The organism is Methylomagnum ishizawai, from assembly GCF_019670005.1.
Lineage (GTDB): Bacteria > Pseudomonadota > Gammaproteobacteria > Methylococcales > Methylococcaceae > Methylomagnum > Methylomagnum ishizawai.
In genome coordinates, this window is record NZ_AP019783.1 from 377,386 (window position 1) to 390,000 (window position 12,615).

General features: G+C 60.1%; 16 protein-coding genes. 11 read left to right on the top strand and 5 right to left on the bottom strand.

Annotated elements, in window-relative coordinates; genetic code table 11:
- Positions 1-3 precede the first annotated feature (3 nt).
- From K5658_RS01605 to K5658_RS01630, 6 genes are read left to right on the top strand one after another with little or no spacing between them, the layout of a single operon-like run.
- The gene (locus K5658_RS01605) at positions 4-1,134 is read left to right on the top strand and encodes a baseplate J/gp47 family protein (RefSeq protein ID WP_221065255.1); all 1,131 of its coding nucleotides are present in this window, start codon (positions 4-6) and stop codon (positions 1,132-1,134) included.
- Position 1,135: 1 nt separating this feature from the next.
- A complete protein-coding gene (locus K5658_RS01610; protein ID WP_221065256.1) occupies positions 1,136-1,966 on the top strand; it encodes a hypothetical protein in 831 nt (276 codons plus the stop codon).
- On the top strand, positions 1,967-3,061 hold the full coding sequence (locus tag K5658_RS01615) for a hypothetical protein (protein ID WP_221065257.1): 1,095 nt from the start codon (positions 1,967-1,969) through the stop codon (positions 3,059-3,061).
- Positions 3,062-3,079: 18 nt separating this feature from the next.
- Entirely contained in the window at positions 3,080-3,835 is a 756-nt protein-coding gene (locus tag K5658_RS01620; protein ID WP_221065258.1) for a hypothetical protein, read from the top strand.
- Positions 3,832-5,001, top strand: a complete 1,170-nt coding sequence (locus tag K5658_RS01625; protein WP_221065259.1) for a hypothetical protein — start codon at positions 3,832-3,834, stop codon at positions 4,999-5,001. The genes K5658_RS01620 and K5658_RS01625 overlap by 4 nt, the downstream gene beginning before the upstream one ends.
- The gene (locus K5658_RS01630) at positions 4,998-5,405 is read left to right on the top strand and encodes a hypothetical protein (protein WP_221065260.1); all 408 of its coding nucleotides are present in this window, start codon (positions 4,998-5,000) and stop codon (positions 5,403-5,405) included. Before K5658_RS01625 ends, K5658_RS01630 begins: the two co-directional genes overlap by 4 nt.
- 148 nt (positions 5,406-5,553) lie before the next feature.
- Here the strand turns inward: K5658_RS01630 and K5658_RS01635 are convergent, their stop codons facing one another.
- The 3 genes from K5658_RS01635 to K5658_RS24135 all read right to left on the bottom strand — a co-directional run bounded on the left by K5658_RS01635 (position 5,554) and on the right by K5658_RS24135 (position 7,226).
- Positions 5,554-5,934: an Imm10 family immunity protein gene (locus K5658_RS01635; RefSeq protein WP_221065261.1), complete on the bottom strand. Its 381-nt coding sequence runs from the start codon at positions 5,932-5,934 to the stop codon at positions 5,554-5,556.
- A gap of 12 nt (positions 5,935-5,946) precedes the next feature.
- The gene (locus tag K5658_RS01640; protein WP_246628541.1) at positions 5,947-6,771 is read right to left on the bottom strand and encodes an RHS repeat-associated core domain-containing protein; all 825 of its coding nucleotides are present in this window, start codon (positions 6,769-6,771) and stop codon (positions 5,947-5,949) included.
- A 236-nt stretch (positions 6,772-7,007) separates the two neighbouring features.
- Entirely contained in the window at positions 7,008-7,226 is a 219-nt protein-coding gene (locus K5658_RS24135; protein WP_246628542.1) for a site-specific integrase, read from the bottom strand.
- 1,096 nt (positions 7,227-8,322) lie between these two features.
- On the opposite strand from K5658_RS24135, the gene K5658_RS01650 reads away from it, so the two are divergent.
- From K5658_RS01650 to K5658_RS01660, 3 genes are all read left to right on the top strand, one after another.
- Positions 8,323-8,718 (top strand): DUF2511 domain-containing protein, encoded by a 396-nt coding sequence (locus tag K5658_RS01650; protein ID WP_221065263.1) that lies wholly within the window; start codon positions 8,323-8,325, stop codon positions 8,716-8,718.
- Positions 8,719-8,751: 33 nt separating this feature from the next.
- Complete coding sequence (locus tag K5658_RS01655; protein WP_221065264.1) at positions 8,752-9,030, top strand: hypothetical protein; 279 nt, start codon at positions 8,752-8,754, stop codon at positions 9,028-9,030.
- Between the two features lie 298 nt (positions 9,031-9,328).
- On the top strand, positions 9,329-10,255 hold the full coding sequence (locus K5658_RS01660) for a hypothetical protein (protein ID WP_221065265.1): 927 nt from the start codon (positions 9,329-9,331) through the stop codon (positions 10,253-10,255).
- A gap of 283 nt (positions 10,256-10,538) precedes the next feature.
- Here K5658_RS01660 and K5658_RS01665 read toward each other — a convergent pair whose 3' ends face one another.
- Both K5658_RS01665 and K5658_RS23885 read right to left on the bottom strand, forming a co-directional pair.
- Positions 10,539-10,859, bottom strand: a complete 321-nt coding sequence (locus tag K5658_RS01665; RefSeq protein ID WP_221065266.1) for a hypothetical protein — start codon at positions 10,857-10,859, stop codon at positions 10,539-10,541.
- 9 nt (positions 10,860-10,868) lie between these two features.
- Positions 10,869-11,036 (bottom strand): excalibur calcium-binding domain-containing protein, encoded by a 168-nt coding sequence (locus K5658_RS23885; protein ID WP_281425989.1) that lies wholly within the window; start codon positions 11,034-11,036, stop codon positions 10,869-10,871.
- A 9-nt stretch (positions 11,037-11,045) separates the two neighbouring features.
- On the opposite strand from K5658_RS23885, the gene K5658_RS24140 reads away from it, so the two are divergent.
- Together K5658_RS24140 and K5658_RS01680 are read left to right on the top strand one after the other, a co-directional pair.
- Entirely contained in the window at positions 11,046-11,129 is an 84-nt protein-coding gene (locus K5658_RS24140; RefSeq protein WP_221066881.1) for a peptidoglycan-binding protein, read from the top strand.
- A gap of 340 nt (positions 11,130-11,469) precedes the next feature.
- Positions 11,470-12,465 carry a glycosyltransferase family 4 protein gene (locus K5658_RS01680; protein WP_221065268.1) on the top strand — a complete coding sequence of 332 codons (996 nt, stop codon included), beginning with the start codon at positions 11,470-11,472 and terminating at the stop codon, positions 12,463-12,465.
- The last annotated feature ends 150 nt before the right edge of the window (positions 12,466-12,615 follow it).

A 12,615-nucleotide genomic window follows, 5' to 3' on the forward strand; every position in this document is an offset into this window, starting at 1 on the left:
CCCATGGCCCTGAACACCAAGGCATTCGATACCCTGGTTTCCGAGTTCGCCGTCAACGTCCAGGGGCGGACGGCGGCGTTGATCGATTTCGCGGTCGGCTCCATCCTGCGGGCCGTGGGCGAGGCCGCTTCCCTGGTGGTCCTGTGGCTACAGGGACTCGTCCTGCAAGTCCTGGCCCTGACCCGGTTCGCCACCTCGACCGGCACCGACGCCGAATCCTGGGCGGCGGACTTCGGGTTCGAGAAAATCCCCGCCACCCATGCCACGGGGTCCGTGACCTTCGCCCGCTTCACCACGGGGCGGCGGGCCGTGATTTACCCCGCCGCCCTGGTGCAAACCGCCGATGGCTCGCAAACCTACGCCGTCGTCGCCGATACCGCCCATCCGGCATGGTCCCCCGCCGACAGCGCCTATGTGGTGGACGCGGACGCTTCGGGCGTGGCCGTGCCCGTGCAAGCCCTGGCCGCCGGGGCGGCGGGCAACGCGGCGGCGGGACAGGTGTCCGTCATCGTCGGCCAGGGCATCCCCTACATCGACACCGCGACCAACGCGGCCCCGTTCACGGGCGGCGCGGACATCGAGGGCGACGGGGCGTTCCGCGCCCGCTTCGTGCTGTGGTTCAACTCGCTGTCCAAGGCCACCGGAACCGCGCTGGACTACGCCATCGGGCAGGTTCAAAGCGGGTTGAAGTGGAAACTGGTGGAAAACCAGAACCTCGACGGCTCGCCCCGGCCCGGCCACCTCTACGCCGTGGTGGACGACGGGACCGGCGATCCCTCCGACGAGTTGCTGGCGGCGGTGCGGGCCGCGATGGAGGGCGTCCGCGCCCTGTCGATCCAATACGCCGTGTTTCCGCCGGAGGTGCTGGGCGCCGACGTGTCGCTCATGCTGGAAATCGCCGCGGGCTTCGACCCCGGCGAAGTGCAAGTCGCCGTGCGGGATGCGGTGCTGGCCTATCTGGGCGGGCTGGATCTCGGGCAAGAATTGCGCTGGACGAAGCTCGTGCAGATCGCCTACGACGCCGCGCCGGGCGGCGTAACCAACGTCCGCACGATCCTGGTGAACGGCCAGATGCGGGATTTGGAGGCGAGCGACAGGCAGGTGATCCGGGCCGGCACGGTGGTGGTGGGCTGACATGGCGACCGGCGACAAGGCGGACCTCCTACAGCGTCTACAGGCGGTCCTGCCGCCCTGGTTCGGGAACGCCGGCACGCCGATCCTCGCGGGCGTGCTGGCCGGCATCGCCGGGGGATTGTCCTTCGCCCACAGCCTCATCGCCTACGCCCGCGCCCAAACCCGGCTGGGCACCGCCAGCGATTTCTTCCTCGACCTCGCCAGCATCGATTTCTTCGGGGGCACCCTGCCGCGCCGCCGGGCCGAAGCGGACGACACCTTCCGCGCCCGGATCAAGGCGGCGATGTTCCCCGAGCGCGTGACCCGCGCCGCCATCGCCCGCGTGGTGCGGGAACTGACCGGCGCGGAACCCCGGATATTCGAGCCGTGGAATACCGGCGATACCGGCGGCTACGGCGTGGCGATGGGTTACGGCGTGGCCGGGGCGTGGGGCGATCTGGGCCTGCCCTATCGGGCGTTCATCGACTACACGCTACCGGACCTGCGGGGCATTCCCGGTGTGAGCGGGTGGGCCGGGTATCACGGCGGTTGGGGCGCTGGGGCGCTGGCCTATGCCGCCCTTGAGGAGATGCCCGGCTACCTGTCACCCGAGGCGCTGGGCGCGGCGGTGCAGCGCAACAAGGCGTTCGGCACCCTGGTATGGATGCGGCACGCGGTCGATGTCGTGACGCCCGCGCCGCCATCCCATGATTTTTCGGCCTTCGCCGCGATGCCCGGCTGGTCCGCGACCGGCCCAGGCCCGCCCGGCGACGATTTCCTATTTTCCGGCCCCTGCGGCCATGGCCTGGCCTGGGCGTGGGGCGACGGTTCCCTTGTGCATGTGGAGACCTAGATGGATAGGCAGTTCGCGCATTACGGGGCGATCCCCCTCGATACCGATTTTCTGAAAGCCCAGCGGAACGCCATGATCGGCCTGGGCAAGCTGGCCGAGGCCGTGCTGGGTCCGGGCACCTGGGTCCATGGCCTGGATTGCACGCCCACCCCGACCCCCGGCCTGTCGGTCCTGGTCGGCCAGGGCGAAATCTATGCCCTGGGCAATGTGGACGACACCGACATGGGGCGGCTCGCGGCGGACACCACGAACCAGATCGTCAAGCAAGGGCTGGCGATGGGCGATACCACCTTGACCGCGTTCAGCGCCCCCGGCTCTTCGGGGCAGGCCCGGAATTATCTGGTGCAGGCGCGGTATGTGGACGCCGACACCAACGCGGTCGTGCTGCCCTACTACAATGCCGCCGATCCAAGCTCGCCCTGGTCCGGCCCGAACAACTCGGGCAATGCCAGCGCCACCGCCCGGCAAGGCGTGTGCGTGGTGAGTTTGAAGGCCGGCACCGCCGCGACGGCGGGTTCCCAGGCGACGCCGGCCCCGGACGCCGGGAACGTGCCGCTGTGGGTCGTCACCCTGGTCTACGGCCAGACGGCCATCGCCGCCGGGGATATTTCCAGGCATCCCGACGCGCCCTATATCAGCGGCCTGAAGGATTCCGGCGGGTTCGCGATAGCGGGGAAAGTCGGAAAGCTGGATACCGATATTCAAAATGTGTCGAATGGCGTCCCGTTGCTCGTGACATTCGGGAACACCCAATATGGCGCACGCTATTGGTCGGGCGCGGACAAAGCGTTCGTCGCGCCGGTCGATGGGGTTTACGCCATATCGGCGAACGTCATTTGGCAAAACCCGGCCAGTGGCGTGCCCTGCTGGCTAGAGGTCTATGTGAATGGCGTCACCGTTGAGCGTGGGTCGGAAGTGCCCGGCTCGAATGCCAATATATCGACCCCCATCGTATCGGATTTGTCATTGCTCGCCGGGGATAAGGTAAGCATAAAAGCCAATATCTATGGCGATAGCGCACCGATTGGTTTATCGAGCCATGCCGACAGGTATTCCTATTTCACCTTCCGCTTCGCCGCCTACCCTCCCGCTTGAATTCGAGGCTAACCCGCCATGACGGTACAAACCGCGGATTACTTGAAATCCAGGTTCCAGGATGGGGATATCCCATCGGGACAAGATTTTGCCGATCTCATCGACAGCATTTTCAGGCCGGTCACAATCGCCGCCGACCGTGTGGCCTACGCCAATGACGGGCACCCTGGGATCGCCAACGTCCAGCAGGCGCTGGACACCCTGCTGTATGTGGCCCCCCAGGCATCCATCACGAACAGCGTCGGCACGGTCGAGATCGGCTCGACGGTCGCCGCCGTCACGCTGGACTGGACCGTCAACAAAACCGTGATCGGCCAATCCATCGCCGCGCCCGGCCCCGGTGCCATCGACCCGGCCCTGCGGACGCTGGCCCTGTCCGGGCTGCACCTCACGGCGGACACCACGTTCACCCTGGCCGTGGACGACGGCACCCATACCGCCAGCGTCGCGACCCCGGTGCTGTTCCGCCACCGGCGGCGCTGGGGCGTGTCGGCCCAGGCGGTGCCGGACGCGGCCTTGATCGACGCCCTGGCCGGGGCCGAATTCGCGGCGGGGCGGACACAGAGCCGGAGTTTCTCGCCGTCCGGCCAGTACGTCTATTTCGCCTGGCCGTCGAGCTTCGGCACGCCGACCTTCCTGGTCAACGGCCTGCTCAACACCGCCTGGGTCAAGACCACGGTGGGCTATACCAACCCCAGCGGCTACACCGCCAACTTCGACGTGTACCGCAGCCAGTTCCTCCAATCCGGCGGCCAGCAGGTGGTGGTCCAATGAGCGCTATCCAAGGCACCCACGTCGCCGCGCCCATCGTGCCGGGCGATACGGCGGATATCTTCCCCAGCCATGTCGATATTTACGGCCAGGGGGGCTACCGGGCGGTGGCGGACGACGCGGCGCGGGATGCGATTCCGGCCCCGCGCCGTAGCGCCGGTATGTTGATCTGGCACGAGGCGGACCAGGCCTATTATCGCCTCGCCAGCGATCTGACCTCGTGGGAGGCTGGCCCCGGCGGCGGGGGGGGTGGCGACTTCATCCCCTCGGCAGCGCTGGACACCGATTCGACCATGGCCGCGAACTCGGATAGCCGGGTTCCGAGCCAGAAGGCCGTCAAAACGGCGCTGGGGCTGAAGCTGGACGCCTCGGCCTATAACGACCGTTTCAAGGGGCTCTATTCCACGCCGTCCGCCCTGCAAACGGCCCACCCCACGGGCGCGGCGGGCGACTACGCCCAGGTGGACAGCGGGACCGGCGGGGCACCGCATATCTATTCGTGGGACGTGAGCGACGATGCGTGGGTGTTGACCAGCGCGGACGGCACCGGGGCGGCGAACACGGACCAGCTTCCCGAGGGTTCGGCCCACCTCTATTTCACGGCGGCGCGGGCCGTCGCGGCCTGTACCGGGGTGTTCCAGGCGGCAAGCACGATCCTATCCGCCATCGCCGGGTTCACCGCCTCGACTGGATTCCTCAAGTTCGCATCCGGCACGCCTTCGGTGGGACCAATCAGCGCATCCGATGTGTCCGGCCTGGGCAGCGCCGCCACCCACGCCGCCGACGACTTCGCCACCGCCGCCCAGGCCTTGGCGCTGGCGGGCTACGACCTGCCGTTTTGCTTCGAGGGGTCGCCGGGGGCCGGGGCGCGGCTCGCCGCCATCCTCCTGGTCCGGCCCGTATGGCTGCCCTTCGACCTGGACGGGTCGATATTCCGGGTGGACGGGGCGGCGGGGGATTACGCGCTGGCCGTCCAGCACCTCCGCGACGGGGAGGTGCTGGTCGCGGGCACGGCCACCCTGCACCCCGGCGGCACGGCCACGCTTCTCCTGGACGGCGACGTGGACGGCCAGCCGGGCGACGAGGTTTGGATATCCGCCCCGGCCACGCCCGATGCGGGCGTGACCTCGGTCCGGGGCACGATCAAGGCGGAGGCCGTCTTGCCATGATGGGACATCGCGTCATCACCGGGAGCGCGCCGCACGGCGGCGGCGGCGGCGAAGGGGCGCCGGTCCCGGTGTTCCAGTTCGCCGATTATTTCAGCCCCGACTCGTGGTCGAACGCCTTCCCGGATGGGGAGGGGGGCTGGGTGGTCAACGTGTCCATATCCGCGGCCTCGGCGGTGGTCGGCATCGACGCCACCGGTTCCTACGATCCCGCCGGCGGGACGCTGGAGTTCCTGTGGAGCTTCCCGCCGCCCTTCGCCTTCGACGACCCCACCGCGTCCGCGCCCAGCGGCCTCTGGCCCGCCAATAGCGGGCAATATTCCGGGGTGACGTTCTTGACGATCACCTCGACCGCCAGCGGGTTGTCCACCGTCCTGACCGGAACGTTGCAGATCAATTGGTTCTGATCGTCCAGGCCGGGGAGGTCGGTGGCGGTGTTTTGGGTTCCCGGCCCGCCGCGATTGCGGAGGTGGTGGAGTGGGAAAAGGAAAAGGCCGCGTTGGCGGCCTTTTCCGTGGGGCTATGGGGTGGAATATGAGAGTATCTTATTCCGCCCTATGAGATAGCCTTAAGCCTTCTTATCATTGCCTCTAACCCAGCTTTGATAGTTTTTATATCTTCTTCTGGTGTTAATAGCTTAATGACAATCTCTTGCTCTATTTTTTGTTTTTCTGAAACATCAGAAAATAGATTTATATATATTAATTTATCTGCAATGATAATTGAATTAATGCAATTGTATCCTCCATTCTGTTGATCGTTTATTTGCATATGAATTCCATCTTGACCAAGATCAATATCTTGCTTGGATGGATAATTTGTGGCTTGCAAAATCAGATAATCCGTGGGGTTATCTGGATCGTTTGCAAAAGATACTGTTGTGCAATATCCATCATCATATATGCCAGCCACTTTAGCTAAAATCTCTTTTGACATAAAAGCAATCCTCTATCGCCTATTGCCAGCTTGCCATGTTTGTGTCTGACCATCTTGCCTCCATTGATACTTAATTGTTGCGCCACTTTCCTGAACTGCTCGATTCATCGCACCCTTGCAAGATGGGCAGGGAGGTAATTGACCGGTAATTGTCATTGATTGACCAGACTCAAGTGGTATATCCCGAACAGCACGAGCTTCTGTATGGGATGCCAAGGTATTTCTTGGAAAACCAAGTGCCTGCTCTACAGGTGTCATATTCCCACTAACGATTCTCTCATGGCGAATAATGGTACCTTGTGCGTCTCGAATAGTTACATTGGCGTTATGATGGAAAGGATCGACCCCTCGTGGGCCACCCCGCCCTATCGTGAGAAGCATGCCCAATGTATCAACATTGGCCTGCCGATTATCGGCCATGCCTTGCAGCGCGGCATTGGCGAGGGCGCTGTCGCCCGTGGCGGTGCCGACCCCATAAGCGGCCAGTGCGCCGAAGGCTTGGCCCATCCTAACAATCGGCGCGTCTTCCGTTAAGCCGTTGGTGATCGCCTTGCCCAGGTTCTCCATCGCCAACCCGGAAGGATCGACCCCATTGAGCGGATCGTTCCCCACATAGGCATACAGGTTCAGGCCGTCGCCGTAGCCGATGGGGTCGGTTTGCAGGAAGCGGCCGAGCGCCGGGGAGTAGAAGCGGGCCTTGTAATAGTACAGCCCCAGGCCGCCGACGAGCTGCTGGCCGGTGTAGCGGAAGCGGAACCCGGCGGTGGTGTTGGGTTCGCCGAAGGGACCGTAGTTGAAGAGGGTGGTGACGCCGCCGGTGTTGTTCGAGGCCGCCACCACCGAGCCGAGGTGGTCGGTGGTCGGCGCATTCCTCCGATTACGCTGCGCTAATCGGAGCTACGCGGGCTGCTCGACGACGAGCGGGCGCTGCTGCTCGACGCCGCCGCCGCCAACCAGGGGCGCGACCTCTGTATCAGCGCCTGCCCCGGTTTGGGCGGGGCCAGGGAGCGGGATTATTCGATGATCGGGCGGTTGGTGTCGGCGGGGGGCGGGACGGCGCAGCCGTGGCGGCGCTATGGGGACCGGCTGACGATCCAGGAGATTTGAGGCTGGGTGGCTCCGGCGTTGGGTTCGGTGGCGGTGGTGGTGGCCGGAGCGCGGATCGACCGACAGCCCCCGCGCCGGGAACACATATTGCCAGCCCCATTCTTATGGTGGAAGAGTATATAGCGCTTGATCCAATCCATATAGGCGCGTTCGGTGCGGAGGCTATAGTGTTTCAGTCTTAGCACGTTGCGGACTTGGTCCAGGAGTTTGGGCTGGGGCGTTGGTGTGCTATTGGGAACGGTTGGTGTGCTAACGGGTTTTATGCGGCCATGGCGTGGGGTACTCCGGGGCTGGAAAGCGGGATCAGTACGAATTTATGGACAGTGACCGCTGGAAAACTCGGCATTAGAAATCAGATGGATGCAAGATTGCAATAGGCGTGGGCGGCAAATATTCACGGTTGACACAAACAAAAGCACTGGCGTATCGTGTGCATCGCGTCACACATTGATCCGGTCTTATCGGACCGGCTTGATATTGGATTAGACACCCTTTGGTGCCTACTACACGTTCGCCGCGATTTAGGGATATTTGGATACATTAACGACCGGAATAAAATGAGTCAGGCCGTTGAGCTTTTATCCAAAAGGCGATACCCTCGCGTGGTGCATAACGGAGTTGATGCACCACGCGAGGGTATCGCCCTTTAGGTGAACGTCTGCCCCATTTTGCCCCGGCTGTTAACGGGGGTTCAAAGTGTAAATCACGTCGAACTCTGCGTTGGAGCGAACACGGCGCGGGCATGTTCAGTGGGAATAGCTAGTTCATCGGCGCGCCGCGTCGCTCAACTACGACGTTAGGCGCGGGAATAGCGGGTTCCGGTGGAGCCGGAAAGTGATTTGTAAGGCTGGTTTCGGATCGAACTGGCGACGCAGAGAAACCCCATAAATTGGAATTTCGATAACCGAATAATCCGAGAATCACAGCGCGGCGCCCCGTTTCGGAATCGGTGGTTTCGGGAAAGCGGATCGCGGGTTTCCGAAAGTCCGGTTTTAAAACGGAGTTTTCGGAATAGCTGAACCGGGAAATTCCGTTCTCCGTAGCGGGATCAACGAATCATGGTTTCGGAATCGGTGACTTGGAGAAAGTGGATCGCGGGCTTCCGAAAGTCCGGTTTTAAACCGAAGCTTTCGGAATGGCGGAACCGGAAAGCCCGTTCTCCGTAGCGGGCCTAACCCATCATTCAAGTGGGACGCGGACTCAAGGGCATTTCTCCGAATCAACTGCGGAGCGCCGCGCCCCTTAATTCAAGCGTTAGGCAAATGAAATGCAGCTAAAACGATGATTAATCGAAAGCATGTTCCTTGGTTATTTTTGGGAGCGGTTGCGCTACCAGCATTCGCTGCCGGAATTGAATACATATCAAAGCAACAATATGGTGAAGAGTGGCCATTTACGGTTGCTGATGGACGCATATCGTGTTTGCCTGAACCTAATTGGCGTGGGAATTCTATTTCAGAATATGGTGCCGTGCTTTTTCATGCAGACAAGAATACTTACATGCTAAATGGTACAGCCATGACAGCAAATAAAAAGTTTGGTTATGGCTGGAAACCAGTAGATGAAATTTGGCGTATTAATGAAAAGTTGAAAAAACAGCTTGGTTCTAATGCTGCATTTATACCTCGTATATCACTTGATCCAATAATTTCTAAAGGCTTAAAGCTTTGTAAGTAGTCAGCGGCCAATTTAACAATCAATAGATTTATTATGAAAATCAAATTATTGTTACCGCTTCTTTTTACAACGGTTTTTTTCAACCAACCTATTTTGGCAGAACCTCATGTCTTTAATGAGCAATATGCAAATCCCGGAGATGTACGGCAAGCTATAAGCTTTCTTTCTGAGTTGCCGCCCGCATGTACAAAAAGTAGTGCTTACGCCTCCCTAGATGGAACCGTAAGTATTCGCATACTTTGCGAAAGCTCTGATAAATTTGTGGATGGTCTTGTCGAAATTAGAAACGGTATTGTGACTAAAATACATTAGCCCGCGTAGGGCGCAATAGGGTACTCCCGTATTGCGCCGGAAGGTGGCCGGAAGTCGCGGGGTTCTATCCGGCCTGGGTTTGTGAACTTACAAGCAACGCTCTCCGTAGCGGGCCTAACGGGTCATTCAAGGGGACGCGGATTCAAAGCCGTATCTCCGAATCAACTACGGAGCGCCGCGCCCCTTAATTCAAACGTTAGGTTTTACGGAAACACGGTTGGGATGAAGCATCCTGGAATTCCAACCTTCCCCAGGCAAATAACCCTACCCATTACGATTCCTAGCAGGAGCCAATACTATGTCTTACAAATACGCCTTAATCTGCATGCATGGAATGGGTAATCTGACGCAAAACGAATTCATGGGCGATATTGCCAAAGTGCGGCGAAAGCTAGCGCATATTATGCCAGCCCAAGAACTTTCTAATGTTTATATCCCGCCTGGCGGAATATTTTACAGCTTCATTACCCAAGGACAGGAAGATAAGGTTTGGGAAAAAATGAACACCCAAGGTGGCCTAGATACCGGCTGGATACGTCGCAACACGGTCAACCGATTACGCAGATTCATCATTTCTGGCCTGTCGGATGCTACCGCGTTCACGGGCTTCAATGGGTCAGGCACCGCATCGCCATACCGCCAAGCTCAAGAGGTCATTGGCCACGCCCTGGAGAATGTTTTCCAGGTCTGCGGATCGGTGCCAGTGATTTTGCTTTCCCATTCGCTGGGCTGCCAGATCATGTCTAGTTACCTCTGGGACGCGCAGCTTTACTGGCGCAATACTAGGGAAGGCGAAAATTTCCCCATCGATTCTCGTAGCGTTTGGTATAACCGCGCCCCGGCTGCGGATGATTACGATGGGTTCATGGCCCTGCGCACCCTGAAAACCTGGTTTACCACTGGGTGCAATATTCCCATATTCGTATCGGGATTCGACGATGTACGCGCGGTCGAAACCCACAGCCACGGCTATGACTTCACCTGGATAAATTATTTCGATTACGATGATATCTTGGGTTATCCATTGGCACCGTTATCGGTTTTGTTCGACGCGGGTAAACCTACCCGCCATGGCCAGCCTTATGCAAGCGCGGTAACGGACATCCAGGTCAACGCGACCGACGGGGTAATGGGCGCTATTTTGTCGAGCTGGAATCCGATGTCCCATACTCAATATTGGGGCGATGGCACGGTAATGACGACGCTGGCTAATTCGCTGAAATAGCGCGGTAGGGCGCAATGGCGTATTGCGCCGTATGAAGGCCGGTATATCACGAGTTTGTATCCGGCCTAACAAGCTGTTGCAGCTGAAAACCCCGCCGGAAATGTTTTCGGCGATTCGAGGTTTCGCGGGGGCGGGGTTTCCGCTGAACGTAGTCGTTATCCGATTAAATGGTCGTGCCGAAAATCAAGAGTTTTGGCACGACCGGGCAAGCCCTTGATTCATAGGCTTGCCCACGCCATAAATCGAAGATAAAGCCCAGCCGATAGGCCCAGCCTTCCGAATCCTATGCCCCCACAATCCCCCGCTCCAAGTCCACCCCAACACCATCGGCGGCGTTCCCCCACAGTTCGGTGATTCCGCCCTGGTGCTGGTAGCGAAGATAGGACCGTCCCTCGTCCCGGTCCCCAAGCCCCCGGTTGGAATCGACCCGCACCAGCCGCGCGCCGGGGTACGCGGCACAGAATCCCGCGTGAGCCTTGAGCGCCGCGTCGATCCTTCCCAGCAATCCCCGCTCGTCTGGCCGCAAGGCTTCCTCTACTTCGGTTCCGTCCGCCGAAATGACGCAGATTTCGACCTCCTGGCCGTCGATGGTTTCGTGTCGCATGGCTTCACCTCATTTGCACAGGCTTTCACAGGGGATGCCGTCGTGGTCCCCATCGAGCTTCGACATCCCGCAGTCCGTGAGATAGTGCCGGGCTTCATCGCAGCTCGCCATTTGTCCGCACGTCCTCTTGCTACTACATGATCCAGCCTCAGCCGTTGCGGCCTTCAGCCCCGGCACGAGCGGGCACTGGAAGGTTTCCAGGCATTGCAAGGATTGGTGGTGGACGGCATAGCGGGCCCGCAAGTCTTACGGGCGCTGGGAATTGAATAGCGGGATCATCGCGCCCGAGAAGGCGACCGTGCTGGCATCCGGGCCGTGATCGTGAAACCCAACGTGAAACCCTGATGGGAAAACGTGAATCCGGTGGGAGTTTTTTGAGACTCGCGGGGGCGTGGCAAAGCTGGCAAGTCGTTGTTTTCAATTAAGTCGTTGTTTTTTGAAGGAATTCGCAATGGATTCAAAGCCGTCCGGCCTTGCCGGGCTTCAAGGAATCTTCATGCGGTGGTGATTCAACCGTCATAAACCCTGGGTAGGTTGTTCCACTGCTTTCCTGGCCGGCGCAACCGTGGCATTGGAAGGGCTGATCCTTATCAGATGGTGGAGAAGGGTTTTGAAAATCGCGCTGATCAGCGATGCGTGGCGGCCACAAATCAACGGGGTGGTCACGACATTGACGAAAACCTGCCAGATGCTCGGTGGCTTGGGCCATGTCGTGGAACCCATCACCCCGGACCGGTTCAAGACCTGGCCCTGCCCGAGCTATCCCGAAATCCGCTTGGCGCTGTGCGGCGACGCCAAACTGGCCAAGCTGCTGGATGGCTTCAAGCCCGAGGCCATCCATATCGCCACGGAAGGGCCGCTTGGTATGGCCGGACGCAAATACTGTCTGGAACATGGCCTGCCGTTCACGACTTCCTTCCACACCCGTTTCCCCGAATACGTCAACCTGCGCCTGCGCGTCCCTTTGGAATGGAGCTATGGCTATATGCGCTGGTTCCATGGCGCGGCCCGCCGCACGATGGTGGCGACCCCTTCGCTGATGAGCGAATTGAAGGCCAGGGGCTTCGAAAATCCCGTCCTATGGTCGCGCGGAGTGGATGCGGATTTGTTCTCGCCGGACGCCGCGATCCATTTGGAGGAGCGGAGGCCGATCTTTTTGTATGCGGGGCGGGTCGCGGTCGAGAAGGGGATCGAGGATTTCCTGAGGTTGGATTTGCCCGGCACCAAATATGTCGTGGGCGACGGTCCGCAACGGGAGGAACTGGCCCGCCAGTTTCCCGAAGCGCGTTTCGTGGGCTACAAAACCGGCCGCGAATTGGCCGGATATATCGCGGCGGCGGATGTGTTCGTGTTCCCGAGCCGCACCGATACCTTTGGCTTGGTGTTGCTTGAAGCCTTGGCCTGCGGGGTTCCGGTGGCGGCGTATCCGGTGCAAGGGCCGAGCGATGTGCTCACCGATGCCAAAGTCGGTTGTTTGAGCGAAGACCTCCGCAGCGCGGCTTTGGGTGCTTTGAGCCTGGACCGGGGGGATTGCCGCCGATTCGCCCTTGGGTTTTCCTGGGATCGTTGCGCCCGCCAATTCCTATCCAATCTTCAGCCGTTTTAGCCTGCGTTCTTGCGCCGCCATTAAAACGGCAGCGTGTGAAAAAATGCTTGACGGGCAAGTTTTCCCCACTATAATGCAGACCCTCAACTCGGGCGGTAAGTGAAGCCGGAACCGGGTAGCTCTTTAACAACGAGATCAAGCAATGGTGTG